This window comes from Burkholderia sp. LK4 (genome assembly GCF_001043615.1).
Lineage (GTDB): Bacteria > Pseudomonadota > Gammaproteobacteria > Burkholderiales > Burkholderiaceae > Burkholderia > Burkholderia cepacia.
On record NZ_LDUL01000038.1, the window covers coordinates 85,688 to 112,222 of the forward strand.

A 26,535-nucleotide genomic window follows, 5' to 3' on the forward strand; every position below is an offset into this window, starting at 1 on the left:
CACACTGTATCAAACCGGCCGCCCGCATGCGCCCGGCCGACCCTAGACCGTGCGTGAATACCGTTGCTGCTGCGTTTGCCCGAGGTACGCGTCGAACGCCATCGCGATGTTGCGCACGACCATCCGGCCCGCCGGATGGATCGTCAGGCGGTCGCCCGCGATCGTCAGCAGCCCGTCGCGCTCGAACGGGCGCAGCGCGTCGAGTTCGCGCGCGAAATGATCGGCGAAGCGGATGCCGTGTGCGGCCTCGACATGCGAGAACGGCAGTTCGAGGTTGCACATCAGCTGCGTGATCACGTCGCGGCGCAGCCGGTCGTCGGGCGTGAGCCGTACGCCGCGCGCGATCGGCAGCCGGCCCGCGTCGAGCGCGGCGCCGTAGGCGGGCAGGTCCTTCGCGTTCTGCGCGTAGACGTCGCCGACCTTGCCGATCGACGACACGCCGAAACCGACGAGATCGGTATCCGCGCGCGTGCTGTAGCCCTGGAAATTGCGTTGCAGCGTGCCGTTGCGCTGCGCGCGCACGAGTTCGTCGGACGGCCGCGCGAAGTGATCCATCCCGATGTACACGTAGCCGGCCGACGTCAGCATGTCGATCGCGAGGCCGAGCAGCGCGATGCGCGTTTCCGGCGGCGGCAGCGTCGCATCGTCGATCTGCCGCTGCATCTTGAACAGGTGCGGCATGTGCGCGTAGCCGAACACCGACAGCCGGTCGGGCGCGAGTTCGATGATCGTTTCCAGCGTGCGCGCGAAGACGGCAACGGTCTGGTGCGGCAGCCCGTAAATCAGGTCGACGCTCACCGAATGAAACCCCGTCGTGCGCGCGGCGGAGAGCAGGTCGGCCGTCATCGCGCGCGGCTGGACACGGTTGATCGCCTGTTGCACGGCCGGGTCGAAATCCTGCACGCCGAGGCTCAGCCGGTTGAAGCCGATATTGCGCAGGTGGACGAGCGTGGCGGGCGTGACCGTGCGCGGATCGATCTCGATCGAGAATTCGGCGTCGGCATCCGGCGCGAGCGCGAAGTGCTCGCGCGTGGCCGCCATCAGCTCGGCCGTTTCGTCGTCGGACAGGAAGGTGGGCGTGCCGCCGCCCCAGTGCAGCTGGGTGACCGGGCGTGCGGGATCGAACAGCGCGGCCTGCAGCGCCATCTCGCGCTTGAGCTGCTCGAGATACGGGCGCGCGCGGCGGCGGTTGTTGGTCGCGATCTTGTTGCAGCCGCAGTAGAAGCACGCGGTGTTGCAGAACGGGATGTGGAAGTACAGCGACAGCTCGCTCGACGAGGCGCCGGGGTCGCTCGCCGCGCGCAGGTAGTCGGCCGGGTCGAAATCGTCGCGGAACTGCAGCGCGGTGGGGTACGACGTATAGCGCGGTCCGTTCGCGCCGTATTTCGCGAGCAAATCGGGACGGAACATTGAGTCGGCAGAACCGGAACGCATGAGGGTCTCGCGCTTTTTAGATGCTTTCGAGTATATAAACGCGCGATTGAGCTGCATTGTGTAATAACGTCGCAGCCGGCGATGGCACAATGCGGGGTGGGCTGCCGGCACCGCGTCCGGTTGCCGCACCGTTTTTTGTTGTTCGTTCGAGAGAGCCGAGTGTCCGTCGAAATGCCTGTCCGCCCGGCGCCTGCCGATGTTCTGCCGCCGCATGCGTGCCGCGAGGGCTGCGGCGCGTGCTGCATCGCGCCGTCGATTTCCAGCCCGATTCCGGGCATGCCCGACGGCAAGCCGGCCGGTGTGCGCTGCGTGCAGCTCGGCGACGACCTGCGCTGCCGGATCTTCGGCCGCCCCGAGCGGCCCGCGTGCTGTTCCGGGCTGCAGCCGGCCGCGGACATGTGCGGCGCGTCGCGCGACGACGCGCTCGCGTGGCTCACGCGTCTCGAGGCCGCGACGCGGCCGTCGCAACCAGGAGAGTGTTCAGCATGACCGCACCTTGCGCGCCCGGCCGGCGCCGTTTCCTCGCCGCAACCGTCGGCGCCGTCGGCGTGACGCTGTCGCTCGCCGCGTGCGCGTCGACCTTCCCGTTCATCCCCGATCACTACACGTTCTCGCGCGGCGACGTGCAGAAGGCCGTCGCCCGCAAGTTCCCGTACCAGAAGACGGTCGCGCAGGTCGTCGACGTGTCGCTCGCGAACCCGGCCGTCAACCTGCTGCCCGACCAGAACCGCGTCGCCGTGCAGCTCGACGCGCATTTCGCGAGCCCGTTCCTGCGCGCGCCCGTCAGCGGCAAGTTCACCGTGTCGGGCCAGCTTGCTTACGACGCACCGAGCCGTTCGGTGGTGCTGAAGTCGCCGGCCGTCGACAGCCTCGCGCTCGACGGCGACGCGCAGATGTACGCGCAACAGGTCGGCGCGGCCGCGGGCCTGCTCGCGACGCAGTTGCTGACCAACTATCCGATCTACACGTTCAAGCCCGAACAGCTGCAATTTGCCGGGGTGAACTACGAACCCGGTACAATTACGATTCTTACAAACGGCATACGCGTGGCGATCGTCGAAAAGTGACGACGAACCGCGCCCGGCCGGAGGGGGGCCGCGCGTGGAAGAGTGGCCCATTCATTCGACCATTTCGGAGTTGGGCCACGGATGGACTGGATCCTGATCTGCAAGGCTTTGATCCTCGGCGTCGTCGAGGGGCTGACGGAATTCCTGCCGGTGTCGAGCACCGGTCACCTGATCGTCGCGGGCAGCTTCCTGAATTTCAACGATTCGCACGCGAAGACTTTCGACGTCGTGATCCAGTTCGGGGCGATTCTCGCGGTCTGCTGGGAATACCGGCAACGGATCGCGTCCATCGTATCCGGGCTGCCCAGCCGGCCCGATGCGCGGCGCTTCACGCTGAACGTCGTGATCGCGACGATTCCCGCGATCGCACTCGGCCTCCTGCTCGAGAAGAAGATCAAGGCGGTGCTGTTCTCGCCGGTACCCGTCGCGTTCGCGCTCGTCGTGGGCGGGGCGATCATCCTGTGGGCCGAGGCGCGGCAGCGCGAACGCAGCGAGCCGCCGCGCGTGGTGTCGGTCGACGCGCTGACCCCGCTCGATGCGCTCAAGGTCGGCATCGCGCAGTGTTTCGCGCTGATTCCCGGCATGTCGCGCTCGGGCTCGACGATCATCGGCGGGATGCTGTTCGGTCTCGACCGGCGCGTCGCCACCGAATTCTCGTTCTTCCTCGCGATTCCGATCATCTTCGGCGCGACACTCTATGAAACCGTCAAGGACTGGCAGGCGTTCACCGTCGATTCGCTCGGCCTGTTCGCGCTTGGCCTCGTCGCCGCGTTCGTCAGTGCGTTCGTGTGCGTGCGCTGGCTGCTGCGCTACGTCGCGACGCACGATTTCACGGTGTTCGCGTGGTACCGGATCGCGTTCGGGCTGTTCGTGCTGCTGGTCGGGTACAGCGGCTGGCTGAACTGGGCGTGACGCGGCACCGAGGCGGGCGCGCCTCCAATGAGAAAAGCCCGATCGGCAGATAACCGATCGGGCTTTTTTTATCCGGATCCGGGCGGCATGCGCCGCCGCAGCGGGAAGGCTCAGCCGGCGCGCTTGCGGAACACCAGGTCCCACACGCCGTGGCCGAGGCGCAGCCCGCGCCGTTCGAACTTCGTGACCGGGCGGTAGTCGGGGCGCGGGGCGTAGTCGGCGGCGGTGTTTTCGAGCGTCGGTTCCGCGCCGAGCACTTCCAGCATCTGTTCAGCGTAGTTCTGCCAGTCGGTCGCGCAGTGAATGTATGCGCCGGGCTTCAGGCGCGACGCGAGATGCGCGACGAGCGGCGGCTGGATCAGCCGGCGCTTGTGGTGGCGCGCCTTGTGCCACGGGTCGGGGAAGAAGATGTGCACGCCGTCGAGACTTTCCGGCGCAAGCATGTGCTCGAGCACCTCGACCGCGTCGTGCTGGATGATGCGGATGTTCGGCAGATCCTGCTCGCCGATCAGCTTCAGCAGCGCGCCGACGCCCGGCTCGTGCACTTCGACGCCGAGGAAGTCGTCGCCGGGGCGGTTCGCGGCGATTTCCGCGGTCGATGCGCCCATCCCGAAGCCGATCTCGAGGATGCGCGGCGCGCTGCGGCCGAACACCGCATTCCAGTCGGGCAGCTCCGGCGCATACGGCACCACGAAGCGCGGGCCGAGTTCGTCGAGCGCGCGGCGCTGGCCGGTCGACACGCGGCCGGCGCGCGTCACGAAGCTGCGGATGCGGCGGTGGTGCAGCGGATTGACGGCGTCGGCACCTTCGGCGGCTTCGTCAGGAATGGCGTCGTCGTGCGGCGGCAGGCCGGCTTCGTTCGGATCGTCGTGCATCATCGGTACAGAGAAAGGCTCGGTTGCGGGCGAGGGCCCGTTGCGCGCAGCAGTGCGCCGGGTGAACCGGCACATGGTACAAAAAAGCCGCCTTCGACGAGGCGGCTTTTGCGCAGGCTGCGATGCAGCCGGAAAGTGGAGCGGGCGATGGGAATCGAACCCACGTCATCAGCTTGGGAAGCTGAGGTAATGGCCATTATACGACGCCCGCAGAACGCGTGATTCTACAGGGGTTCGGGTCGGGATGGCAAGCGGGAGGTTCGGTGCAGAGCAACTGACAGGGTTCGATGCCGGACCGTTGGCGTCGCGCGCAGTGGCGGGTGAGCCCTCGTTATTCACGGGATCTACCGTCCTGGCTGAAGGCACATCTCTTCGGCGCGCTGTAGCATCGGAGCCGAATTTCAATGGCCCAATGGATGTGCCGCATAGCCGATGGCGGCAAATAATCGACGGACGAACAGGTTCAATGATGTTGAATATTTTGACCATGACCCCCGAGCAGGAACAGGATGCGCGGGCCAAGGCGTTCTACCTGCTCAAGAAATGGACGAGTGTCACGTTCCTGGAATACGCCGTTGGACTGTATCGGGACTTTCTCGGCGCGTACGCAAAACAACTGGACACACCGAGCCCAAATCAGGTCGAGCTCGAGGAAGCCTACACGCATGATTTCTCGGGGGCACTGGTGCACATGGATCTGGGCATCGATGCATTGCGCCGAGGTCTCGACAAACGAGGAGCATACGACGCGTTGGTTAGAGGAAGCCAGCAAGGTGGCGACCTGTTGTTTGGACGGAGTGCGCTTGAAATCGGTCGTAAATACGATCCGTTTTTTCATTCACTGGGACTGAAGGACACCAACTTTTCGGACCCGGTGTATGCCACCGGGTTCGCGGAGGGGGTATGGATCGAGAGATTGATTTGCTACGCGCTCAAGTGCACGGTCGGATTCGGTTATACCGGGATGCTTGCATACGGAACACGTGCGGATGGCGGGACCCGCGTATGCGAGCACTGGACCTATGAATCCATGTTCGAAAACGCGCCCCTTCCTGCATGGCGATATTGGCCACCCGGTCGCACCTATCCTGCATCGCTTCCTCCCTGTCCGCCGAAGAACGAATCCGCAAGCGGCGAGGTTTGCAGCGACCAGGAGATTCCTGTTGAGGGTATCTGGGAGCCGTGGTTTCCGTTCGGCAAGGTGGGCTGTCCGAGCTACTTCCTCAAAGGCAGTGTTGCCCACAAGTACCTGTTGGAAGGTACGAACGACGAGCATGAGGTGCGCTGGTGGCTGCTGTGGGAAGACGAGCGTTACCGGGATGGCAGCATTCCGGCGGAGGAGGAAACTTACTTCCCCAAGCCTGTCGCCTGACCGACGCTACGGGGCCTGCCAGGAGAGCGCTTGTCCGCGCACCGGTTACTGACAAAGCCCGACCGCATCGTCAGGTGGCACCGCAGCGCCAACGCCGAACGAAACGCGCCGCCGTGCGCTTCCCCGCAGGCCGGTGTCGAAAATAGACGAGTCGGTGTCGGAAGCATGCAAGTCCCGACCACGCTTTCGCACTAACGTGACAAGCCTCTTACACGAACGTTAGTCTGGAGCTGACATGTCCGATTTCATCACCGTTTTGCGCGAAACCTGCCCGACGCCGGTCCTTGATGCGACCAAGTGGAAGCGTATCGGCGGCGATCCGCACACCGTGAACCTCAACGCGTACCTCTCCAAGGACGGCAGCAAGATCATGGGTACCTGGATCTGCACGCCGGGCAAGTTCGAGGTGAACTACGAGAAATGGGAGTACTGCCACTTCCTCGATGGCTACTGCATCATCACACCGGAAGGCGAGGAGTCGGTGCACCTGAAAGCCGGCGACGTTTTCGTGATCGAACCCGGCATGAAAGGAACCTGGGAAGTGGTGGAGACGGTGCGCAAGTACTTCGTCTTCGCCTGAGCGGGCCGGTAGATTCGAGCCACGCATACCGTCGTCGTCCGGATACCTTCGAGGTTCGCGCCCTCCGGGCGACCGCACGTTTTCGCGCGACTGCGTGGCCGATGCGGTGTGCGCGGTCAAATCGCCAGCCCCGGCGATGCGTTCAACCGCGTGCTCGTTCAAGCCGGCACACACCGGCGCATTCCGTCCAGGCGGTGCGCCGGCCGATTCGAAAAGGCGATCGCCGCGCCGGCCTGCGCGTCATCGCCCAAACCCCTATGATGCAGCGATCCGCCCACCGTTCCGGTCGCATCGCGTACCTCGTTCGCTTGCGCCGGTCGCCACCCCGGAACCCCGACCATGCGTATCACCGACATCCGCGAACGCACGATTCCCGTCTCCCGCTATGCCGACCCGGCCATTCCATCCGGCGGCCTGACGACGAGTGTCGTCGCGCTCACCACCGACGTCGTGCGTGACGGCCGCCCCGTGACGGGCTACGGCTACGCATCGGTCGGCCGCTTCGCGCAGGGCGGCCTGATCCGCGAACGGTTCGCGCCGCGCCTGCTGGCCGCCGCCGACGCGCTCGCCGACGAAGCCGGCACGAACCTCGACCCGTTCCGCGCGTGGCACGCGATGATGGCCGGCGAAAAGCCGGGCGGACACGGCGAACGCTGCGTGGCGATCGGCGCGCTCGACATGGCGATCTGGGACGCCGCCGCGAAAATCGCCGACCTGCCGCTCAATCGCTTTCTGGCCGACCGGCTTGGACGCACGGCGGCACCGCGCGTGCGTGTGTACGCGGGCGGTGGTTATCGTTATCCGCACGACGATCTCGCGCGCCTGTCGGACGAGATGCGCCGCATTGCCGACCTTGGCTACACGCACGCGAAGATCAAGATTGGTGGCACGGACGTCGCTCAGGACAGCAGGCGCATCGAAGCGGCCGCCACGCAGTTGGCGGACAGTTCGCATCTCGCGGTCGACGCGATGAACACGTACGACGCGACGACCGTCGATATTGCCGTCGCGATGCTCGAGCCGTTCGGCCTCTGGTGGTTCGAGGACATCTGCGATCCGCTCGACCTGCCGCTCCAGGCGGACGTCGCCACGCGCTACGCGCCGCCGATCGCGGCCGGCGAAGCGCTGTTCTCGCTCGCGGAAGCGAAGCTGCTCGACCGCTACGGCGGCCTGCGTCCCGACCGCGACGTGCTCGTGTTCGACCCCGTGCATTGCTACGGGCTGCCGGGATACCTGCAGATCGTCGAGCACTTCGCATCGCGCGGCTGGCGGCGCGACGCGTTCTGGCCACATGGCGGCCACCTGTTCTCGCTGCACGTCGTCGCTGCGCTCGGGCTCGGCGGTGCGGAAGTCAATCCGTTCGCGTTCGATCCGTTCAGCGGGCTCGCCGATGGCGAAACCGTCGACGCAGGTCATGCGCGCACGCCGCAGGCACCGGGCATCGGTTTCGAGCGGCATGCCGGCGCGCATCGCGCGTTTCGCGCGGTATCGGGCCGCTGACACCCAAAGCGCTAAAGCGCGTCGATCGCGAAACGCATCGCGAAGCCGAGCATCATCGCCGCGACGAACAAATCGAGCACGCGCCACGCCAGCGTACGGGCAAACCACGCACGGCACGCGCGTGCGCCATAGGCGAGCGTCAGGAACCATGCGAGCGAAGCCGCCATCGCGCCGAACGCGAACGGCGCGCGTTCGGCGGGCGCGTGACTCACGAGCACGGTGCCGAGCAGCAGCACGGTATCGATCCACGCATACGGATTGAGCAGCGACACCGCGGCCGTCGCGAGCAGCGTGCGCAACAGCGCGGGGGCGTGGCGCGCGTGTGGATCGTCGACGTGCTCCGGCTGCCGCCGCCGGATCGCCGAGCGCAGCGCGAGCAGGCCATAACCGGCGAGATAGGCGATACCGGCCCACAGCGCGGCCGATACCACACCGGGATGCCGTGACAGCAGTGCAGACAACCCCTGCGCGCCGAGCGCGATCAGCAGCGCGTCGCTGCCTGCGCAGACGAGGGCGATGGAGAAGAGATGGGGGCTCGAGATCGAGCGCTTGATGACGAAGGCGTCCTTGGGGCCGACCGACGTGAACAGGCCGGCGCCAAGCAGCAGGCCTTCGATGAAGGCAGAGGTGTCGAGCACGAGCGGGCCGACAACCTCTTAAGCTGAACCGGTGATGGTTACGATGAACGAAACGTTAAGGGCCGCGCGGGGGCATTGTCAATGCCACTGGCGCCCATGCGTCGACGACCGGCCCGCCACCGGTCAGCGCGTCGCCGCCTCACCGAGGTTGAGCGCGACGAGCGCACAAACGGTCAGCGCGATGCCGGCGAGCTTCAGCGACGACACCGATTCGTCGAAGCAGACGATGCCGATCACGGCCGTGGCCGCGGTGCTGGCGGCGGCCCAGCTCGCGTACGCGAGCCCCATTTCGAGCCGCTTCGTCGCGAGCGCCATCAGCCAGACGGCGCAGGCATAACAGACGACGGTGAGCGCGGACGGGAGCGGGCGGGAAAAGCCGACCGAGTATTTGAGGCCGACGGAGCCGAGCACTTCGGCGAGGACACTGACGCCCAGCAGAAGCCAGGCAGACTGGAGCGGGGACACGAACGGCCTCCTTCCCCCGACGCTTATACCGAGCGGCGAGGAGAAGTGGAGGTGTCAGCGGTACCCAGAACGAAAGCAGCTTAGTACGCGCGGAAGGGCAATACAAGGCATGCGCCGCGCCAGTCATGCGCGGTCGGTGTTGCCGGCCGCCCACTCCGGTCGCTGCCCGAGCGTGTCGAACAGCCGGACGATCTCGGCTTTCACCTTCTGTACCGCGTTGCTGACGAGCGCCGTATCGTGCCAGCACAGCGACAGGTCGCGCGCGAACAGCCGGTGCGCGACCGTCGACAGCTTGAGCTTGCGTTCCTCGATCTCGACGTGCGCGGCCGTCCACGGCAGGATCGTCACACCGAGCTGCGCCATCACGGCCGCGAACAGCAGCCCGGTCGAGCTCGCCTCGAAGCCGATCTCGTACGACAGCCCGGCCTCGCGCATCGCCCATTCGACACGGTTGCGGATCGTGTTCGGTGCGCTCGGCAGGACGAGCGGCATCCGTGCGATCGCATCGAGCGGCACGGGATCGTCCGGCACCGGGAATTCGGGCCACGTGATCAGGTACAGCGTTTCCGTCAGCAGCCGGTGGATCGCGATGCCGCGCGTCTCGACCGCGTCGACGACGATCGCGAGATCGAGCCGTGCGCGTTCGAGCAGCGTGTCGAGATCGGCGCTCGGCGCCTCGATCAGTTCCAGCATGATGCCCGGGTAGCGGTCGCGCACCGCGCGGGCGAGCGGAATGGCCAGCACGCGCGCGGTGCTCGACGGCATCCCGACCGTCACGCGGCCCTGCGGCGTGTCGGCGTCGCGGCGCAGCAGCTCGCGCGTGCCGTCGGCCTGGCGCAGCAGTTCGAGCGCATGCCGGTACAGCGTGCGGCCGGCGGCGGTCGGTGCGACGCCGCGTACGCTGCGTTCGAGCAGTTGCATCCCGAGATCCTGTTCGAGATTGCGCATCTGCTGGCTCACCGCCGGCTGCGCGACATGCAGCGCCTCGCTCGCATGCGTGACGTTGCCGCATTCGACGACCTTCACGAAATAGCGCAACTGCCTCAAGTCCATCGCCGCCGCCTCCCGATTCAAGCCATAAGCCAATCCGATCGAGCAAGATGAATATCATATTTTTCCCCGATCGATGGGGTTTCTATACTCGTCTCACACAAGAGCCAGCCTGCCGGCCATCCCGGACCGGACGCGGCAAAAGCGCCGGCCCCGCCGGCAAGGAGACGAAGATGTTCAAGGCGATCGACGCGCCGGCGGCCGGCGCGAAGCCGCGGCGCACGCCGCTCACGCGCGAGCAGGTCAAGGGCTTCTGGGCCGTGTATGCGGGCTGGGTGCTCGACGGCGTGGATTCGGTGATCTACGCGCTCGTGCTGATTCCCGCGCTGACCGAGCTGCTGCCGGCGTCCGGCATCGCGGCGACGCCCGCGAATCTCGGGATGTACGGCTCGATCCTGTTCGCGCTGTTCCTGATCGGCTGGGGGCTGTCGTTCATCTGGGGGCCGCTCGCCGACCGCTTCGGCCGCGTGCGCACGCTCGCCGCGAGCATCCTGATCTATTCGGTGTTCACCGGCGCGGCCGCGTTCGTGCACGACGTGTGGGCACTGGCCGCGTGCCGTTTGATCGCCGGGATCGGCGTCGGCGGCGAATGGGCGCTCGCGGGCACCTACGTGGCCGAGAGCTGGCCGGAAGACCGCCGCAAGATGGGCGCCGGTTACCTGCAGACGGGCTACTACTTCGGCTTCTTCATCGCGGCGTGCCTGAACTATACGATCGGCGCGACCTACGGGTGGCGTGCGATGTTCCTGTGCGGGCTCGCGCCCGCGCTGCTCGCCGTGTTCACCGTGATGCGCGTGAAGGAGCCCGGCCAGTGGCGCCGGCACGACGCACGCGACGGCGACGTGGCCGACGCGCGGCGCGCGCATCCGCTGCGCGACATCTTCGCGCCGGCCTTCCTGCGCCGCACGCTGACGAGCGCGAGCCTGGTCGGCGTCGCGATCGTCGGGCTGTGGGCCGGCTCCGTGTACGAGGCGAGCGCGGTCACGACGCTGGCGGCGCGTGCGGGCATCGATCACATCGGCGCGCTGCGGCTCGCGTCGATCGGCGCGGCGATCCTGTCGTGCGCGACGATCGCCGGCTGCCTGGTTGCGCCGTGGCTCTCCGAACGGCTTGGCCGGCGCACGGCGCTCGGTGTGTATTTCGCGGGCATGGCCGGTTCGATCGTGTTCGCGTTCGGCTGGGCGTTCTACCAGCCGAACGGGCTCGCGGCGTTCATGGTGTCGCTCGCGTTTCTCGGTTTCTTCGGCGGCAATTTCGCGATCTTCTCGTTGTGGCTGCCCGAGCAGTACCCGACACGCGTGCGTGCCACCGCGTTCGCGTTCAACGCGTCGGTCGGCCGCTTCATCGGCGCAGGCGTGAACTTCCTGCTCGGCGCCGCGATTCACGGTTACGGATCGCTCGGCGTGCCGGTCGCATGGACCGCGGCCGCGTTCGGGCTCGGCATCCTGATCCTGCCGTTCGCGGTCGAAACGCGCCATCAGACGCTGCCCGAATGAGCGGTGCGCCGCGATCGTTCGGAAACAAGCCACACCCAGTCATCAATCTCAGGAGTCCGGAATGCAGGCATTACAAGGAATCAGGGTCGTCGATCTGAGCCGCGCGCTGTCGGGGCCGTTCTGCTCGATGGTGCTCGCCGATCTCGGCGCCGACGTGATCAAGGTCGAGTCGGGGCCGCACGGCGACATGAGCCGCGCGTGGGGGCCGTTCGATCGCGGCGTGAGCACGTACTACCTGTCCTGCAACCGCAACAAGCGCGGCATCTGCGTGGATTTCCGGCAGCCGGCCGGCCTCGACGTCGTGCGCCGGCTGATCGCGCAGGCCGACGTCGTGATCGAGAATTTCAAGGCCGGCACGATGGACGCAATGGGGCTCGGTTACGCCGCGCTGAGCGCGCGCGACCCGCGGCTCGTGATGGGCAGCGTCACCGCGTTCGGCCCGCGCGGCCCGTTGCGCGACTGGCCGGGCTTCGACCAGATCGCGCAGGGCTACGCGGGGCTGATGAGCCTCACCGGTTTTCCCGACGGCGAGCCGACCCGCACGGGCACCGCGATCGGCGATCTCAGCTCGGGGATGTGGGTCGCGACCGGCGTGATGGCGGCGCTGTTCGAGCGCGAGCGCACGGGGCGCGGGCAGCATGTCGGCACGTCGCTGCTCGAAAGCCTCGTGTCGCTGCTGAGCGTGCACGGGCAACGCTACCTGAGCCTCGGCGACGTGCCGCGCCGCACCGGCAATGCGCATGCGGTGATCGCGCCGTACGGCGTGTTCGAGACGGCCGACGGGCCGCTCAACCTTGCGCCGATCACGACCGACATGTGGCTGCGGCTTTGCCAGTTGCTGGATCTGCCCGAACTGCCGGACGATCCGCGCTTCGCGACCAACGATGCGCGTGTCGCGCACCGTGACGAACTGAAAGCGCTGCTCGAAGGCCGGTTGCGCATGCGCGGCAAGCGCGAATGGACCCAACGATTCGTCGACGCCGGGCTGCCGGCGGGGCCGATCAACACGCTCGACGAAGTGTTCGACGATCCGCAGCTCGCGCATTGCGGGCTGGTCGAACCGGTCGTGCATCCGACGCTCGGCACGCTGCGCCAGGTCGTCACGCCGCTCGGCGGGATGGGGGACGCGGTGCCGGCGCCGCGCACGCGCCATGCGCCGCCGCTGCTCGGCGAGCATACGGTCGACGTGCTGCGCGAAGCGGGCTACGACGACGACGCGATCGACACGCTGCTGGCCGGGCGTGCGATCTTCCAGGCGGAAGCGGTGGCGGAGGCCGTGCAATGAGCGACACGACGAAACACGATGGCGCGTCGCGCGTCACGGTCGACATGGTCGGCGAACGGATCGCGCGCGTGCGGTTCGCGAATCCGGCGCGACGGCATGCGCTCGACGCGCCGTTGCTCGATGCGCTCGTCGCGCGCCTCGATGCGCTGGCCGAACACCGTCCTCCGCCCGTCGTGATCCTGTCGAACGACGGCAGCGGCGACGTGTGGAGCGCGGGGCACGATCTGCGCGAGCTGGCCGACGATCGCGATCCGCTCGCGTACGGCAAGCCGCTCGAACGGGCGCTGCGGCGCGTGCGGACTTATCCGGGCGCGGTGATCGCGGCGGTGTCGGGGTCGGCGTGGGGCGGGGCGGTCGATCTCGTGATGAGCTGCGACCTGGTGGTCGCGGCGCGCGATGCGCGTTTTGCGATGACGCCCGCGAACATCGGCCTGCCGTATTCGACGAGCGGCCTGCTGCGCTTCCACGACAACCTGCCGATCCACGTGCTGAAGGAGATGTTCTTCTGCGCGCAGCCGCTCGATGCGGAACGCGCCGCGCATCACGGGCTCGTGAACCGGCTGGCGGAAGCAGGCGGTGTCGACGAGGCGGCGCTCGACGTCGCGCGCACGATCGCCGCGAAGGCGCCGCTTGCGGTGCACGCGGTGAAGGAGCAGTTGCGCGTGCTGCAGGATGCGCGGCCGTTGCCGGCCGACGCGTTCGAACGGATCGCCGAGTTGCGCCGGCACGCGTGCGAAGGCGAGGACTTCGACGAAGGGCTGCGCGCGTTTGCGGAGCGGCGCGCGCCGGTGTTTCGCGGCGCGTAGGGCCGGCGCAAGCCCGCTATCGGCGTGAACAGGCCCGCTGCGTTCACGTGCCCGAGCGGTTCCGCGGTGCGAGGCGGCCTGCGTTACGCGCCGCCGATCGCGTGCACGCCGACGAGCAGCAGCGCGCCGATGGCGATCAACAACAGCGCATGGACGCGCGTATACATCACGCACAGCGTCGACGCGACCGCGATCGCGCGCGCGGCCCAGCCGCCGTCGAGCGCCTGCAGCAGCACCCACACCGACGCGAGGATCATGCCGGCCGCGACCGGGCGCAGGCCGCCCTCGAGCGCGATCTGCCAGCGCGCGCCCTGGTGCCGCCGCCACAGATGCGCGACGCCGTAGATCAGGAACGCCGTCGGGCCGAACAGCGCGAGCGTCGCGATCACCGCGCCCCAGAAACCGGCCACCTGCCAGCCGATCAGCGTCGCCAGCAGCGAGCCGGGGCCCGGCGCCATTCGCGCGATCGCGAAATCGTTCACGAATTGCGTGGCGGTCATCCAGTGATGCACGTCGACCACCTGCCGCTGGATGTCGGCGATGATCGCCTGCCCGCCGCCGATCGTCGCGATCGACAGCGGCGCGAACACGCCGAACAGCGCGGCGTAGCGTTGCGATGCGGTCATCGTGTGTCGCGCCCGGCCGGTGTGGCGGCTGCGCGGCGGTATTCGAGCGCGACGCTCAGCGTGCCGCCGACCAGCACGGTCCACACCAGCGGCCAGTGCAGCACCGCAACCGACACGAAGGTGAGCGCCGTCACCGCGAACGGCAGCGCGCGGCGCGGCAACCGACGCACGGCGGTGATCGCCATCGAGATCGACAGCCCGATCGCCGCGGCCGCCGCGCCGGCGAGTGCGACGTGCGTGAGCGGAAAGCGCGTGAGGGTCGAGAACGCGATGCCGAACAACACGATCAGCACGGCCGGCGGCGCGATGATGCCGGTGAAGCCGGCCACGGCGCCGCGCCATCCGGCGAGCCGGTAGCCGATCCAGATCGCGAGGTTCTTCACGTTGACGCCCGGCAGCGCCTGCGACAGCGCGAGGCCGTTGAGGAACGCCTCCTCGTCGAGCCAGCGGCGCTCGTACACGAAGTCGCGCATCATCCGGCCGCTGAGCCCGCCGCCGAAGCTGGTCAGGCCGATCTGCGAGAACGCAATGAACAGTGCGAGGACGCCGGGCGTCGGCGCGTCGCCTGCGGGCGGCGCCGACGGGGAGGTGGCGGAGGGCGGGGGCATCGGGCGTGCGGTGCGTGGCGATGGGGTGGGCGCCCATGTTAGCAAGCGGACGCTGTCAGCACGCTGACATCGGCGAGGTGTTGGCGTGATGAAAGCACGCAGGTGATACGACGGACATATCCAGCCCATCCGCCTCGGCCACGACCGACGCTACGCGCGCACGACCGTCACGCCCGCCGCTTCGATCGGCTTCGTCAACGCGGCGTCGGTTTCCTTTTCGACCACCACGGTGTGCGCCAGCGTCAGCTCGCCGATCACGAACTGCGACGCCGCGCGCAGCTTCGACTGCGATGCGAGCACGACGGTCTCGGCCGCGCGTTCGGCCAGTGCGCGCTTGATCGCCGCTTCCTCGAAATCGCCGGTGCTGAGCCCCGCAACCGGGTGCACGCCCGTCACGCCCATGAAGTAAAGATCCGCGTGGATGCGCGCAATGCCTTCCATGGCCGCCGCGCCGACGGCGACGATCGAATGCTTGTAGAGCCGCCCGCCGATCAGGATCACGTCGATCGACGGATGCGCGGCGAGCGCCACCGCGACACTCGGGCTGTGCGTGACGATCGTCGCGCGCAGGTCGGCCGGCAACTGGCTGACGAGCAGCGCCGAGGTGGTGCCGCCATCGACGATCGCCACCTGCCCGGGCGCGATCATCTCCGCGGCGCGGCGTGCGATGCGCCGCTTTTCCGCCGTCTCGAGCGTTTCGCGCTGCGCGAACGGCGCAACGGCCGGCGACGCCGGCAGCGCACCGCCATGCACGCGCTGCAGCAGGCCCTCGGCCGCGAGCTCGCGCAGGTCGCGGCGGACGGTGTCTTCGGATACGCCGAATTGCGCGCTCAGCTCGACCGCCAGCACCTGGCCGTCGCGCGCGAGTGCGTCGAGGATCGCTTTCTTGCGTTGTGTCGTCAGCATCAGGTTTGCACGAATTTTCTTGAAATTGCACGAATCTGCACGTTACCATGGGCACCGTCTTTTGTCGAACCGGAGGCTGGGATGGCTGCAACGCGGGACCGTGTCCGCATCGTCGATACGACGGTGCTGTCCGATGACTGGTATGTGCTGAAGAAGGTGACGTTCGATTTCCTGCGCCGCGACGGAACGTGGCAGCGCCTGAGCCGCGAGACCTACGATCGCGGCAATGGCGCGACCATCCTGCTGCGCAATGCCGATACCGGCGACGTGCTGCTGACGCGGCAGTTCCGGATGCCGGCGTTCGTCGGCGGACACGACGGCATGCTGCTCGAGGCCGCCGCCGGCCTGCTCGACGACGCGACGCCCGAGGCGCGCATCCGCGCGGAGGCCGAGGAGGAGACCGGTTACCGCGTGCGCGGCGTGCGCAAGGTGTTCGAGGCGTTCATGAGCCCGGGCTCGGTGACGGAGAAGCTGCATTTCTTCGTCGGTGAATACGATGCGTCGCTGCGCACCGGCGACGGCGGCGGCGTCGCGGAGGAGGGCGAGGATCTCGAGGTCGTCGAGATGCCGCTGCAGGCGGCGCTGGATGCGGTCGAGTGCGGCGAGATCGTCGACGCGAAGACGATCATGCTGCTCCAGTACGTCGCGCTGCGGGAAACCGCCGGCGCGCGCACGGCATGACGCCGCTGCTCGTGCTGGTCGCCGGCCCTTACCGCAGCGGCACGGACGGCGACCCCGCGCGCATCGCCGCGAACCTGCACCGGCTGGAGGAGGCGGCGCTCGCCGTGTATCGCCGCGGGCATGTGCCGATGATCGGCGAGTGGGTGTCGCTGCCGCTCGCCGTCGCGGCCGGGTCGCGACAGGTCGGCGATGCAGTCAGCGAGGCGTTCCTGTATCCGGCCGCGCACCGGCTGCTGCGCCGCTGCGATGCGGTATGGCGGATCGACGGCGCGTCGCGCGGAGCCGACGCGGATGTCGCCCTCGCGCGGCAGCTCGGCAAGGCCGTCTATTTCTCGGTCGACGACATTCCGGTCGTGCAGGACGATTCGGATCGCTGAACAGGAGGCGCCCGGCCAAGGCGGTGCAGGCGGCTCCGCGCGACGCTCGCCCGCACCGCCCGCGGCCGGGCGGGCGGGCGTCGCGTCATGCCGTTGCATCGTGCACCTCATGCATGCCGCGCTGCGCGCGAACCGGCGTATGATCGCGACGCTACCCGCGCACCGTCCGACGCCACCGACGCCCCGTCATGCCGCTCTCCGATTCCGCTGATTTCACTGCTGCCGCCGCCGCGCAACTGCCCGCCGATCTCGTCGCTTCCGCCGTTGCCGCGCTCGCGCGCGCCGATGCATTGCTCGTGACGGCCGGCGCCGGTATCGGCGTCGATTCCGGGCTGCCCGATTTTCGCGGCACGGACGGGTTCTGGCGCGCGTATCCGGCGCTGCGCCACGAGCGCTTCGAATTCCACGAGATCGCGTCGCCGCACGCGTTCCGCGCGCGTGCGCCGCTCGCATGGGGCTTCTACGGGCACCGCCTCGCGCTCTACCGTGCGACGGTGCCGCATGCGGGCTTCGCGATCCTGCGCCGCTGGATCGACGCGATGCCGGACGGCGGCTTCGTCCTGACGAGCAACGTCGACGGCCAGTTCCAGAAAGCCGGCTTCGATCCGGCGCGGATCGTCGAGATCCACGGTTCGATCCACGTAATGCAGTGCCTGCGCCCCTGCTCGGACGACACGTGGGATGCGGCGCCGTTCGTGCCGGACGTCGACGAAACCACCTGCCGCCTCGTCGGCGAAATGCCTCGCTGCCCGCGCTGCGGCGGCCTCGCGCGGCCGAACATCCTGATGTTCGGCGACACCGGCTGGCTCGGTGCGCGCTACGACGCGCAGGAACGCGCGCTGGAAGACTGGATCGCGCGGGCCGGGCGTGTCGCCGTGGTCGAGATCGGCGCGGGCACCGCGATCCCGACCGTGCGCCTGCTGAGCGAACGGCTCGGCGCCGACGTGATCCGCATCAACGCGCGTGAAGCGCATGCGCGCCGTGCGGACGTGATCGGCCTGAAGGGCGGCGCGCTGGCGACGCTGGGGGCGCTCGACGCAGCCTGGCAACGCGCGTGACCGTGTGTGAACGTGCGGGTACCCGCCACGCGAACGGGCGGGCATCCCGCCGGTGGCGGCCGTTGCAGGCGCGACGCGAATCCGCATACAGTTCAGCCAGTGCCGCCCGCACGCGCGCCGCATGCGTGCGGCCCGGACATCACCCCGGGCGACCGGGGCCGGCGGCTGAATCCAGCCGCTTCATCGAACGGGAGCGCCCTTGTTCTATTCGATCGTCGCGATCTTCGTCGGCGCCGGGCTCGGCGCATTGCTGCGCTGGTTCCTGAGCCTCGCGCTCAACGAATTCTTTCCCGCCGTGCCGCTCGGCACGCTCGCCGCGAACCTGATCGGCGGCTACGTGATCGGCATCGCCGCCGTCGTGTTCACGACCCGCGTCGGGTTGCCGCCCGAGTGGCGGCTGTTCGTGATCACGGGCTTTCTCGGCGGCCTCACGACGTTCTCGACCTATTCGGTCGAAGTGATGACGCATGCGTTGCAGGGCGAATTGGGATGGGCGTTTGCGGTGGCTGCCCTACACTTGACTGGATCGTTCGCGCTGACGGCGCTCGGCATGTGGACCGCGCGCGCATGGCTCGCGGCGGCCTGAGCGTGCCGCCATCGGAGGGAGCGATGGACAGGATCTTCTTGCGCTTCTACGTGCACGAGCAGCACCGGCTGCACTGGAAGCCGCTGTGGGAATGGCTGCTGGAGGAGGCGAACCGGATGGGCGTCGCGGGCGGTTCCGCGTTTCGCGCGATGGCCGGCTTCGGCCAGCATCGCGTGCTGCACGAGGATCGCTTCTTCGAGCTGCAGGGGTCGGTCGCCATCGAGGTCGAATTCATCGTCACCGAGGACGAGGCGCAGCGCTTGCTCGCGAGGCTGTCGCAGGAAAAGGTGCGCGTGTGCTACGCGATGATGCCGGCGCAATTCGGCGTGATCGACACGCTCGGCGCACCGCCGGCGCAGGGGCCGGCGGTGTAGGGGGCGACGGCGTCAGATGCCGAACATCGTCAGCGACACGGCGGCGCGCGTGACGATCATCAGCAGCACCTGCACGATCACGAACAGCAGGATCGGCGACAGGTCGATGCCGCCGAGATTCGGGATCACGCGGCGCAGCGGGTTCAGGAACGGCGCGGTGAGCTGATAGAGGATCGGCATGGCCGGCGAGCGCGGGTTGAGCCACGACAGCAGCGCCATCAGGATCGTCATCCAGATCACGAGATTGAGCGCCCACTTCACGACGGTGAGCAGCGCGACCACGACGAGCGTCGCGATCACCGCGGCCGGGTCGAAGCCGGCCATCACGACCATCAGCACGACATAGACGAGCGCGGTGAGGAGGGCGGCGACGACGCTGGCCCAGTCGATGCCGCGTACGCCCGCGATGACGCGGCGCAGCGGCAGCACGAGCCAGTTGGTCGCCTGCAGCACGGCCTGCGTGACGGGGTTGTACGGCGGCACGCGGACGGCCTGCATCCAGACGCGCAGGATCAGCGCGGCGCCGAACAGCGTGAAGACGGTATTGAGCAGAAAACGGGCGATCTCGCCGAACATCGTTGGCATCCTTTTTATACGGTCAGTAGCGTGCGGCCGCCAACGCCGGATGGCGGCGCATCGGCCGACACCTTATCACGCCTCGTCTCGCGACGGGGAGGGGTGCGCGGCCGTGCGCGCGAGTGACGTTTCGACGGCTTCGGCGAGCGCCGGCAGCGAAGCCGGCGGCGTCGCGCGCTGCGCCGCGAGCGCGACCGCGCGGCGCGTCAGCAACGCGTACAGCGTCGCGTGATCGCCGCCTAGCGTTTCAAGCAGTGCCAACTGGCGTTCGACGATGCCCGTATCGCCGCGCGACACGGGGCCCGAGAGCGCGTTCGCGAGCCCCTTGTCGCGTGCGGTCTCGATCGTACCGGCCAGCATCGGCAGCAGCGCGCGCAACGCGGCTTCCTCGTCGAAACCGAGGCCGCGCCACAGCTCGACCGCTTCCGCCAGCCCGCACAGCGCAAAGCTCGCCGCGTAGTGCGCGGCCGCGTGATAAAGCATCCGGCCGCCGGCCGGAATCGACAGCGGATGGCAGCCGAGTGCGGCGGCAAGTCGCATCAGCGTCGCATGCAATGCGCCGTCGGCTTCGATCGTGACCGAGCAGCCGTCGATGCGGGCGAGATCGGCGTCGGTGCCGCCGAACAGGTAGAGAGGATGGAAGCCGCCCGTGGCCGTGCCTTGCTGCTTCGCCGGATCGAGCAGTGCGACGGCCGACGCGCCGCTGCAGTGAACGACGGCCTGCCGCGCGGCGCGCGATGCGTCGAAGCGCAGCGCCGCGGCGGCGGACGCGAGATGGTCGTCGGGCACCGTCAGGAAGATCAGGTCGGCGGCGTCGGCGACCTGCTGCGGCGTGTCGACCGCCTGGCAGCCGTCGATGCGCGCCGCGAGGGCCGCGGCCGATGCGGGCGTGCGGCTCGCGATCGCGACGACCGGAAAGCCGGCCTGCGCGAAACGCTGCGCGACACAGCGTGCGAGACGGCCGGCGCCGATGAAGCCGAGGCGGGGTGTGTCGGGGACGGACATGGCAGCGAACGTAAGCGAAAACGAAGCAACCGCCAGTATCGCAGGAATGACGGCGGGGCCGCGAAAGGGCAGCTTCCGTGCGGACACGTGCGTGGCTGACAGATACGCGGCGCGAACGACATATCTATCGACGCCCGGGCACCACGGTCGATTCACGATCCTGGAATCCGACCCCGAAATATACCGAACCGGTGTCCGGCTTGAAACGTCGGCATCTTGTCTCGAATTTGTAATCGTTCATTACGATCGCGTGCCCGCCGCACGCGCCGTATCCGGTAAGACTGACCGGCCATGATGTCGCGACCCGACTCGTCGGACGGAACCGCGCGGCCCGCAAGGGCCGCCGAAGGTGCTGCGAGCCGCGCCGCACGGCGGTTCCGGCCGCGTGCGATTGCAATTTGCAACAAATGCCCGATACGTGAGGAGCGCGTTTTCGCTACATTGCTTCCATGCGACGTGCATGCCCGCCGTTGCCGACAGGGGCGCATAAAATACCGCTCCAGCAGGAGAATCGAAGTGAAAAAGCTCATTCCGTTCATCGCCGCCGCCGCGCTGGGCCTGGGTGCCGCAAGCGCTGCGCAGGCTCACGTGTCGATCGGGGTCGGCATCGGTATCCCGGTCGCACCCGCGTATCCCGTTTATGCACCGCCGCCGCCCGTGTACTACGCGCCGCCGCCTCCGCCCGTCTATTACGCGCCGGCGCCTGCCTACTACGCGCCGCCGCCCGCCGTGGTCGTCGGCGGCTATGGCGGCTACTACGGTCGCCCGTACTGGCGCCATGGTTACGGCGGCTGGGGCCATCACGGCTGGCGTCGCTGATTCGTCCCGCGCGGCCTGACCGCGTGCGGCAAAACGGCGCAGCGTCCCGAGCGGGGCGCTGCGCCGTTTTTCTTTTCGGGCTGCCGCCCGGCCTCGATGAGCGGCCCGTGCAGGCCGGCTGCGACTACACCGCGTGCACGATCAGGTCGCGGTAGCCGCCGACGATCACGCTATACGAGAAATACGCGAACAGCAGCGCCGACGCGACGTGACACGCGCGCATCAGCCCCGCGCCCGCGCGCTTGCGGCCCTGGCTCGCGAGCGTGCACATGAAGAGCGTCCATGCGAGGCCGCCGAGGAAAAAGCCCGACAGGAACACCGACGCGGTGGCCGGCGTGGTCGCGCCGGCTTTCGCGATCAGCGCGCCGCCGACCGCCGCGAACCACAGGATCGCGCTCGGCGACGACATCGCGAGCAGCATGCCGCGCAGGAAGCTGCGCCGCGCGCTCGCACGCGGCTGCGGCGTATCCTCGCCATCGTCGCCCGCCGCCTTGGCCGGCGCCAGCGCTTCCCGCGCCATCTTCCACGTGAGGAAAAGCAGCACCGCGCCGCCGCCGATCCACACGATCCAGCGCACCGGCTCGAACTGCAGCAGCACGGCCATCCCGGCGAGCGCGAGCGCCGCATAGACGAGATCGCCGACGCACGATCCGATGCCGAGCCAGAAGCCCGGCCGGAAGCCGTGCGACAGCGTCAGCGACAGCATCGCGACGTTCACGAGGCCGATGTCGAGACAGAGCGACAGCGACAGAAAGAAGCCGTCGGACAGCATGGAGGCGGGCGGAAAGGTCATCTTCGTTGTTCTTGTTGCAATGGCAATCCACGGGCCGGCGGGCGCCGGCCGCGTGGCGTCAGAGTCCGATCTCCTGCCAGAGCCGGTCGACGCGCGCCTTCACGGCGGCATCCATCTCGATCGGGCGGCCCCATTCGCGGCTGGTCTCGCCCGGCCACTTGTTGGTCGCGTCGAGTCCCATCTTCGAACCGAGGCCGGCCACCGGCGATGCGAAGTCGAGATAGTCGATCGGCGTGCTGTCGACCATCACGGTGTCGCGCACGGGGTCGACACGCGTCGTGATCGCCCAGATCACCTCCTTCCAGTCGCGGATGTTCACGTCCTCGTCGACGACCACGATGAACTTCGTATACATGAACTGCCGCAGGAAGCTCCACACGCCGAACATCACGCGCTTCGCGTGGCCTGCGTAGCTCTTCTTCATCTGGACGATGGCCATCCGGTAGCTGCAGCCTTCGGGCGGCAGGTAGAAGTCGGTGATCTCCGTGAACTGCTTCTGCAGCAGCGGCACGAACACCTCGTTGAGCGCGACGCCGAGCACCGCGGGCTCGTCAGGCGGCTTGCCCGTGTAGGTCGAGTGGTAGATCGCGTCGCGGCGCATCGTGATGCGCTCGACGGTGAACACGGGGAACCACTCCTGCTCGTTGTAATAGCCGGTGTGGTCGCCATAGGGGCCTTCGAGCGCGTGTTCGTACGCGGCCGACGCGTTGCCGGCCGGGCGCGGCGGTGCGCCGGCCGGAGCGGGGGCGGGGGTGCCTTCCTGCGGATAAATGAAGCCTTCGAGCACGATCTCCGCGCGCGCGGGCACCTGCAGCGTGTCGACGCCGGGCGTCAGGCACTTCGCGAGCTCCGTGCGGCTGCCGCGCAGCAGGCCGGCGAACTGGTACTCGGACAGCGAATCGGGTACGGGCGTCACCGCGCCGAGCGTCGTGGCCGGATCGGCGCCGAGCACGACCGCGACCGGATAAGGCTTGCCGGGGTTGCGCAGCGCGAATTCGCGGAAGTCGAGCGCGCCGCCGCGATGTGCGAGCCAGCGCATGATCAGCTTGTTGCGGCCGATCAGCTGCTGCCGGTAGATCCCGAGGTTCTGCCGCGACTTGTTCGGCCCGCGCGTGACCGTCAGGCCCCACGTGACGAGCGGCCCCGCGTCGCCGGGCCAGCAGGTCTGGATCGGCAGCCTGTTCAGGTCGACGTCGGCGCCTTCCCAGACGATCTCCTGGCAGGGCGGCGACGACACCGACTTCGGCGCCATGTCCCACACGGCCTTCGCGAGCGACAGCAGCTTGCCGGCGTCCTTCAGGCTCTTCGGCGGATCGGGTTCCTTCAGCGCGGACAGCAGGCGCCCGAGATCGCGCAGCGAATCGAGCGCGGCGTCGTCGCCCGCGTCGACGCCCATCCCGAGCGCGACGCGGCGCGGCGTGCCGAACAGGTTGCCGAGCACCGGGAAATCGTAGCCGGTCGGTGCGTTGAACAGCAACGCAGGGCCGCCGGCGCGCAGCACGCGGTCGCACAGCTCGGTCATTTCCAGCACGGGCGACACGGGCTGCGTGACGCGCCGCAGTTCGCCGAGCGCCTCGAGGCGCTGGATGAAATCGCGTAAGTCTTTGTATTTCATGAAGATGGTCCGGGCCACCCGCGTGGCGGGCAGCGATGGGCGGGCGCAGCGGCCGGCTGCGGCCCCGAATCGACCGACGATTTTACCCGCGCCGCCGCATGCCCGCCCGGCGGAGAAAAAAGTCGACCGCGCGCAAACCCCCTACGGCACGGGGCTCGCGATCTGAAGAGTGTTCGTAAATTACTTTTTGTTATAATTTCAAGGTTTTATAGTGTTGACGATCTATAAAACCCTGCTAGAATCCGCTCACATTGGCTGCAGGGTAAAAGGCTTCGAGCCGCCAATCACCGATCTTTGACGCAGCGCGTCACCGTCCGCCGATACCTGCACGGCGTATCCGACGGCCTTAGTCGTAGTCTCAGCCAGCGCCACCAGACGCTGGTTTTTTGCGTGGGTGCCACCGCGTATGCCCGCCTCGCCCAGTGTGCGAAGGTGCCGGCCCTCTTACACCGTGGCCTCGAACGGTACTTATACCGTTTCCCCGATGTCTGCACGCCCCGACCAAGGCGTGCGGCGTCGTGATTCCGCGGCGCGTTACCTGTCTCGCCATCGAGCTGAGCGAGCCGCACGAGTCATGTTCATGGGAGATGATCTGAATGAACGCTTGGTTATCGTGGCGTCCTAGTGAGCAGCATGCGCAATTCGTGCGCAGCATGCTGCGTCGCGGGACGCGTGTCAGTCACCATCTATTCAGCGTAGTCGGCTGTCTCGCGGTCGCGGTTGCACTCGCACTGTGGCTGCTGCCAACCGTGCGCGGCACGCTTGCCGCGAAGCTGATGCCGGTCGTATCCGCGGCCGTGCAAGCCGGCCCGGCCCGTCTGCTGACCGGCCATCCGCTGCCGAACTTCGCGCCCGCCGGCGCGCAGCCGCAGCAGGAAGACAGCCCTGAAACGGACGCGCTTGCGGTCGGCCTCGACGTCGCACCGGAAGCCAACGCGCAGGGCGATGCATCCGATCCCGCCCGCAACGGCCCGTCGCCCGTTGCGCTGGCGAAGCTGATCCCGACCCAGCGCGTGGCGGCCGATGCGCGTGACGACCGTGCGCTCGCGTCGAATCGCGAGCAGGCGCTGGTCGCGACGTACCTGTCGCGCCGTTACCGCGTCGCGCAGGAGCCGCTCGGCCAGCTCGTCAAGGCTGCGTTCCAGACCGGCCGTGACGTCGGCCTCGATCCGCTGCTGCTGCTGTCCGTGATGGCGATCGAATCGGGCTTCAACCCGTACGCCGAAAGCGGCGTCGGCGCGAAGGGCCTGATGCAGGTCATGTCGAAGGTCCATTCCGACAAGTTCGAGTATTTCGGCGGCACCGATACCGCACTGCAGCCGCTCGCGAACCTCCAGGTCGGTGCGCTCGTGCTGAAGGACTGCATTGCACGTGGCGGTTCGCTCGCGAACGGCCTGCGCCTGTACAACGGCTCGACGAACCCGGACGACACCGCATACGGCGCGAAGGTGATGGCCGAGCGCAGTCGCCTGCGCGACGTGTCGCACGGCCGCAGCGTGCCGGTCAACGCGCCGCAGGCGCCGGCGAAGCCGATCGTCACGGCCGCTGCCGTGACGGCGGCAGCGGGCGGCGCGAAGCGCGTGCATGCGACGCTCGAAACCACGACGTCGGCGAAGTCGACGGCATCGAAGGAAGCCGCGCCGCAGGACGACGCGAGCGTCGATACCGCGAAGTCGCACGGCGACCGTTCGGAGCTCGGCGCGTAACGCCCGGCGCTAGCGCACTGCTCGGTTCCGTCGGCAGGACATGAAAAAGGCACCCGATCAGGGTGCCTTTTGCTTTTTGTGGCGCGAGAAGCCGCCGGCGTGCCGGCCGAGGCTCAGTGCTGCCCGAACAACGTCGCGAGCCGTTCGACCGCTTCCTCGAGCCGCGAGTAGGCCGTCGCATAGGACAGGCGGATATAGTCGCGCGGTGCATGGACACCGAAGTCCATGCCGGGCACCAGCACGACGCCTGCGTCATGCAGCATCGCCGTCGTGAGCGCGGCGCTGTCGCCGGCCGCCGGGTGGGCGACGCCGCCGCAGTGCGCATACACATAAAACGCGCCATCCGGCATCACGGGCACCGTGAAGCCGAGCCGTTCGAGCGCCGGCGCGATGAAATCGCGGCGGCGCTTGAATTCGAGCCGGCGCGCTTCGTAGATGTCGAGCGCCGCCGGCTCGAAGCAGGCGAGCGCCGCGTGCTGCGCGAGCGCGGACGGGCAGATGAACAGGTTCTGCGCCAGCTTCTCGAACGTGCCGACCAGCGCGGGCGGCACGACCAGCCAGCCGAGCCGCCAGCCCGTCATGCTGAAATACTTGGAGAAGCTGTTCACGGTGACGACGTCGTCGCCGAATGAAAGCGCCGACACGGGCGCCGCGTCGTAGCTGAGCCCCTGGTAGATCTCGTCGACGATCGTGAAACCGCCGCGTGCGCGCACGGCTTCGACGATCCGCTTCAGCTCGTCCGGTTCGAGCGACGTGCCGGTCGGGTTCGACGGCGATGCGAGCAGCACACCGCGAGTGCGGTCGCCCCAGCGCGTGCGGACGTCGTCCTCGGTGAGCTGGAAGCGTGCGTCCGGGCCGCTCGGCACGAGCACCGCGCGGCCTTCGGCCGCCGCGACGAAGTGCCGGTTGCACGGATACGACGGGTCGGGCATCAGCACCTCGTCGTCACGCCCGACGAGCGCGAGGCACGCGAGCAGCAGCGCAGCCGACGCGCCGGCCGTCACGACGATCCGCTCCGGGCTGATCGTGAGGCCGTAGGCACGCGCGTAGTGCGCGGCGATCGCCTCGCGCAGCGGTGCAATGCCGAGTGCACTCGTATATTGAGTGACGCCGCGGCGCAGCGCGGCCGCAGCCGCTTCGACGACCGGCTCCGGCGCGGTGAAATCCGGCTCGCCGATGCCCATGTGGATAACATCGCGCCCGGAGGACTCGAGACGCTGTGCCTCCTTCATCAGTTCCATCACGTAGAAGGGCTGGATCGCGTCGACGCGTGCGGCGAGCTTGACGAGCGAATCGGTGGCGGTATTCATCGGGCGGGCAGGGGA

30 protein-coding genes and 1 tRNA gene are annotated in these 26,535 nt (G+C 68.1%); 17 read left to right on the forward strand and 14 right to left on the reverse strand.

All coding sequences use genetic code 11. The features are described 5' to 3' along the window. Window positions 1-42 precede the first annotated feature (42 nt). On the reverse strand, window positions 43-1,434 hold the full coding sequence (hemN, locus tag VK92_RS20315; RefSeq protein WP_027788157.1) for an oxygen-independent coproporphyrinogen III oxidase: 1,392 nt from the start codon (window positions 1,432-1,434) through the stop codon (window positions 43-45). A 171-nt stretch (window positions 1,435-1,605) separates the two neighbouring features. Between hemN and VK92_RS20320 the strand changes: the two genes are divergently transcribed. The 3 genes from VK92_RS20320 (at window position 1,606) to VK92_RS20330 (ending at window position 3,413) form a co-directional block, all read left to right on the forward strand. Further along, window positions 1,606-1,923, forward strand: a complete 318-nt coding sequence (locus tag VK92_RS20320) for a YkgJ family cysteine cluster protein (protein ID WP_048024222.1) — start codon at window positions 1,606-1,608, stop codon at window positions 1,921-1,923. Continuing rightward, complete coding sequence (locus VK92_RS20325; RefSeq protein WP_027788156.1) at window positions 1,920-2,501, forward strand: DUF1439 domain-containing protein; 582 nt, start codon at window positions 1,920-1,922, stop codon at window positions 2,499-2,501. The genes VK92_RS20320 and VK92_RS20325 overlap by 4 nt, the downstream gene beginning before the upstream one ends. Window positions 2,502-2,582: 81 nt before the next feature. Then, window positions 2,583-3,413, forward strand: coding sequence for an undecaprenyl-diphosphate phosphatase (locus tag VK92_RS20330; protein WP_021157057.1), 831 nt, complete (start codon window positions 2,583-2,585; stop codon window positions 3,411-3,413). A gap of 110 nt (window positions 3,414-3,523) precedes the next feature. On the opposite strand, the gene trmB is transcribed toward VK92_RS20330, so the two are convergent. Both trmB and VK92_RS20340 read right to left on the reverse strand, forming a co-directional pair. Next, window positions 3,524-4,291, reverse strand: coding sequence for a tRNA (guanosine(46)-N7)-methyltransferase TrmB (gene trmB / locus VK92_RS20335; RefSeq protein ID WP_021157058.1), 768 nt, complete (start codon window positions 4,289-4,291; stop codon window positions 3,524-3,526). A gap of 133 nt (window positions 4,292-4,424) precedes the next feature. Further along, window positions 4,425-4,499 (reverse strand) — tRNA-Gly (locus tag VK92_RS20340). 255 nt (window positions 4,500-4,754) lie between these two features. On the opposite strand from VK92_RS20340, the gene VK92_RS20345 reads away from it, so the two are divergent. The 3 genes from VK92_RS20345 (at window position 4,755) to VK92_RS20355 (ending at window position 7,740) form a co-directional block, all read left to right on the forward strand. Continuing rightward, window positions 4,755-5,660, forward strand: coding sequence for an Imm72 family immunity protein (locus tag VK92_RS20345; RefSeq protein ID WP_048024219.1), 906 nt, complete (start codon window positions 4,755-4,757; stop codon window positions 5,658-5,660). A 235-nt stretch (window positions 5,661-5,895) separates the two neighbouring features. Then, on the forward strand, window positions 5,896-6,240 hold the full coding sequence (locus VK92_RS20350; RefSeq protein WP_027788152.1) for a cupin domain-containing protein: 345 nt from the start codon (window positions 5,896-5,898) through the stop codon (window positions 6,238-6,240). A 339-nt stretch (window positions 6,241-6,579) separates the two neighbouring features. Then, the gene (locus VK92_RS20355) at window positions 6,580-7,740 is read left to right on the forward strand and encodes an enolase C-terminal domain-like protein (RefSeq protein ID WP_048024217.1); all 1,161 of its coding nucleotides are present in this window, start codon (window positions 6,580-6,582) and stop codon (window positions 7,738-7,740) included. An 11-nt stretch (window positions 7,741-7,751) separates the two neighbouring features. Here VK92_RS20355 and VK92_RS20360 read toward each other — a convergent pair whose 3' ends face one another. The 3 genes from VK92_RS20360 to VK92_RS20370 form a co-directional block, all read right to left on the reverse strand. Continuing rightward, window positions 7,752-8,378, reverse strand: a complete 627-nt coding sequence (locus VK92_RS20360; protein WP_048024216.1) for a LysE/ArgO family amino acid transporter — start codon at window positions 8,376-8,378, stop codon at window positions 7,752-7,754. Between the two features lie 123 nt (window positions 8,379-8,501). Beyond that, window positions 8,502-8,843, reverse strand: coding sequence for a DMT family transporter (locus VK92_RS20365; RefSeq protein WP_048024214.1), 342 nt, complete (start codon window positions 8,841-8,843; stop codon window positions 8,502-8,504). Window positions 8,844-8,966: 123 nt separating this feature from the next. Beyond that, on the reverse strand, window positions 8,967-9,896 hold the full coding sequence (locus VK92_RS20370; RefSeq protein WP_021157065.1) for a LysR substrate-binding domain-containing protein: 930 nt from the start codon (window positions 9,894-9,896) through the stop codon (window positions 8,967-8,969). A gap of 170 nt (window positions 9,897-10,066) precedes the next feature. Here VK92_RS20370 and VK92_RS20375 point away from each other — a divergent pair, with 170 nt between their 5' ends. The 3 genes from VK92_RS20375 to scpB all read left to right on the forward strand — a co-directional run bounded on the left by VK92_RS20375 (window position 10,067) and on the right by scpB (window position 13,480). Further along, on the forward strand, window positions 10,067-11,389 hold the full coding sequence (locus VK92_RS20375) for an MFS transporter (RefSeq protein ID WP_048024213.1): 1,323 nt from the start codon (window positions 10,067-10,069) through the stop codon (window positions 11,387-11,389). 61 nt (window positions 11,390-11,450) lie between these two features. Beyond that, a complete protein-coding gene (locus VK92_RS20380) occupies window positions 11,451-12,674 on the forward strand; it encodes a CaiB/BaiF CoA transferase family protein (RefSeq protein ID WP_048024211.1) in 1,224 nt (407 codons plus the stop codon). Continuing rightward, window positions 12,671-13,480 (forward strand): methylmalonyl-CoA decarboxylase, encoded by an 810-nt coding sequence (gene scpB / locus VK92_RS20385; protein WP_021157068.1) that lies wholly within the window; start codon window positions 12,671-12,673, stop codon window positions 13,478-13,480. Before VK92_RS20380 ends, scpB begins: the two co-directional genes overlap by 4 nt. An 83-nt stretch (window positions 13,481-13,563) precedes the next feature. Here the strand turns inward: scpB and VK92_RS20390 are convergent, their stop codons facing one another. The 3 genes from VK92_RS20390 to VK92_RS20400 all read right to left on the reverse strand — a co-directional run bounded on the left by VK92_RS20390 (window position 13,564) and on the right by VK92_RS20400 (window position 15,620). Further along, complete coding sequence (locus VK92_RS20390; RefSeq protein WP_048024209.1) at window positions 13,564-14,106, reverse strand: chromate transporter; 543 nt, start codon at window positions 14,104-14,106, stop codon at window positions 13,564-13,566. Continuing rightward, on the reverse strand, window positions 14,103-14,714 hold the full coding sequence (locus VK92_RS20395) for a chromate transporter (protein WP_021157070.1): 612 nt from the start codon (window positions 14,712-14,714) through the stop codon (window positions 14,103-14,105). The genes VK92_RS20390 and VK92_RS20395 overlap by 4 nt, the downstream gene beginning before the upstream one ends. Before the next feature lie 150 nt (window positions 14,715-14,864). Beyond that, a complete protein-coding gene (locus VK92_RS20400) occupies window positions 14,865-15,620 on the reverse strand; it encodes a DeoR/GlpR family DNA-binding transcription regulator (RefSeq protein WP_021157071.1) in 756 nt (251 codons plus the stop codon). 81 nt (window positions 15,621-15,701) lie between these two features. On the opposite strand from VK92_RS20400, the gene VK92_RS20405 reads away from it, so the two are divergent. From VK92_RS20405 to VK92_RS20425, 5 genes are all read left to right on the forward strand, one after another. Next, window positions 15,702-16,301 carry an NUDIX domain-containing protein gene (locus VK92_RS20405; RefSeq protein WP_048024207.1) on the forward strand — a complete coding sequence of 200 codons (600 nt, stop codon included), beginning with the start codon at window positions 15,702-15,704 and terminating at the stop codon, window positions 16,299-16,301. Beyond that, on the forward strand, window positions 16,298-16,678 hold the full coding sequence (locus VK92_RS20410) for an NUDIX hydrolase (RefSeq protein ID WP_021157073.1): 381 nt from the start codon (window positions 16,298-16,300) through the stop codon (window positions 16,676-16,678). Before VK92_RS20405 ends, VK92_RS20410 begins: the two co-directional genes overlap by 4 nt. 188 nt (window positions 16,679-16,866) lie before the next feature. Next, window positions 16,867-17,736 carry an SIR2 family NAD-dependent protein deacylase gene (locus VK92_RS20415; RefSeq protein ID WP_048024205.1) on the forward strand — a complete coding sequence of 290 codons (870 nt, stop codon included), beginning with the start codon at window positions 16,867-16,869 and terminating at the stop codon, window positions 17,734-17,736. A gap of 199 nt (window positions 17,737-17,935) precedes the next feature. Continuing rightward, window positions 17,936-18,322, forward strand: coding sequence for a fluoride efflux transporter CrcB (gene crcB, locus VK92_RS20420; protein ID WP_021157075.1), 387 nt, complete (start codon window positions 17,936-17,938; stop codon window positions 18,320-18,322). 23 nt (window positions 18,323-18,345) lie between these two features. Then, the gene (locus VK92_RS20425; protein WP_048024203.1) at window positions 18,346-18,696 is read left to right on the forward strand and encodes a DUF190 domain-containing protein; all 351 of its coding nucleotides are present in this window, start codon (window positions 18,346-18,348) and stop codon (window positions 18,694-18,696) included. A gap of 12 nt (window positions 18,697-18,708) precedes the next feature. On the opposite strand, the gene VK92_RS20430 is transcribed toward VK92_RS20425, so the two are convergent. Then, window positions 18,709-19,272, reverse strand: a complete 564-nt coding sequence (locus VK92_RS20430; protein WP_006488584.1) for a YggT family protein — start codon at window positions 19,270-19,272, stop codon at window positions 18,709-18,711. Between the two features lie 75 nt (window positions 19,273-19,347). After that, entirely contained in the window at window positions 19,348-20,277 is a 930-nt protein-coding gene (locus VK92_RS20435; protein ID WP_048024201.1) for a Rossmann-like and DUF2520 domain-containing protein, read from the reverse strand. Between the two features lie 516 nt (window positions 20,278-20,793). Here VK92_RS20435 and VK92_RS20440 point away from each other — a divergent pair. Next, on the forward strand, window positions 20,794-21,096 hold the full coding sequence (locus VK92_RS20440; RefSeq protein ID WP_021157078.1) for a hypothetical protein: 303 nt from the start codon (window positions 20,794-20,796) through the stop codon (window positions 21,094-21,096). 124 nt (window positions 21,097-21,220) lie between these two features. On the opposite strand, the gene VK92_RS20445 is transcribed toward VK92_RS20440, so the two are convergent. Further along, window positions 21,221-21,889 carry a LysE family translocator gene (locus VK92_RS20445; protein WP_048024200.1) on the reverse strand — a complete coding sequence of 223 codons (669 nt, stop codon included), beginning with the start codon at window positions 21,887-21,889 and terminating at the stop codon, window positions 21,221-21,223. Between the two features lie 58 nt (window positions 21,890-21,947). Beyond that, on the reverse strand, window positions 21,948-23,504 hold the full coding sequence (locus tag VK92_RS20450) for a UbiD family decarboxylase (protein ID WP_042973112.1): 1,557 nt from the start codon (window positions 23,502-23,504) through the stop codon (window positions 21,948-21,950). Here VK92_RS20450 and VK92_RS41925 point away from each other — a divergent pair. Both VK92_RS41925 and VK92_RS20455 read left to right on the forward strand, forming a co-directional pair. After that, window positions 23,476-23,670 carry a hypothetical protein gene (locus VK92_RS41925; RefSeq protein WP_124535574.1) on the forward strand — a complete coding sequence of 65 codons (195 nt, stop codon included), beginning with the start codon at window positions 23,476-23,478 and terminating at the stop codon, window positions 23,668-23,670. The genes VK92_RS20450 and VK92_RS41925 overlap by 29 nt on opposite strands. 430 nt (window positions 23,671-24,100) lie before the next feature. After that, window positions 24,101-25,210, forward strand: a complete 1,110-nt coding sequence (locus VK92_RS20455; RefSeq protein WP_042973113.1) for a lytic transglycosylase domain-containing protein — start codon at window positions 24,101-24,103, stop codon at window positions 25,208-25,210. 113 nt (window positions 25,211-25,323) lie between these two features. Here the strand turns inward: VK92_RS20455 and VK92_RS20460 are convergent, their stop codons facing one another. Further along, window positions 25,324-26,520, reverse strand: a complete 1,197-nt coding sequence (locus tag VK92_RS20460) for a pyridoxal phosphate-dependent aminotransferase (RefSeq protein ID WP_027788133.1) — start codon at window positions 26,518-26,520, stop codon at window positions 25,324-25,326. Between the last annotated feature and the right edge of the window lie 15 nt (window positions 26,521-26,535).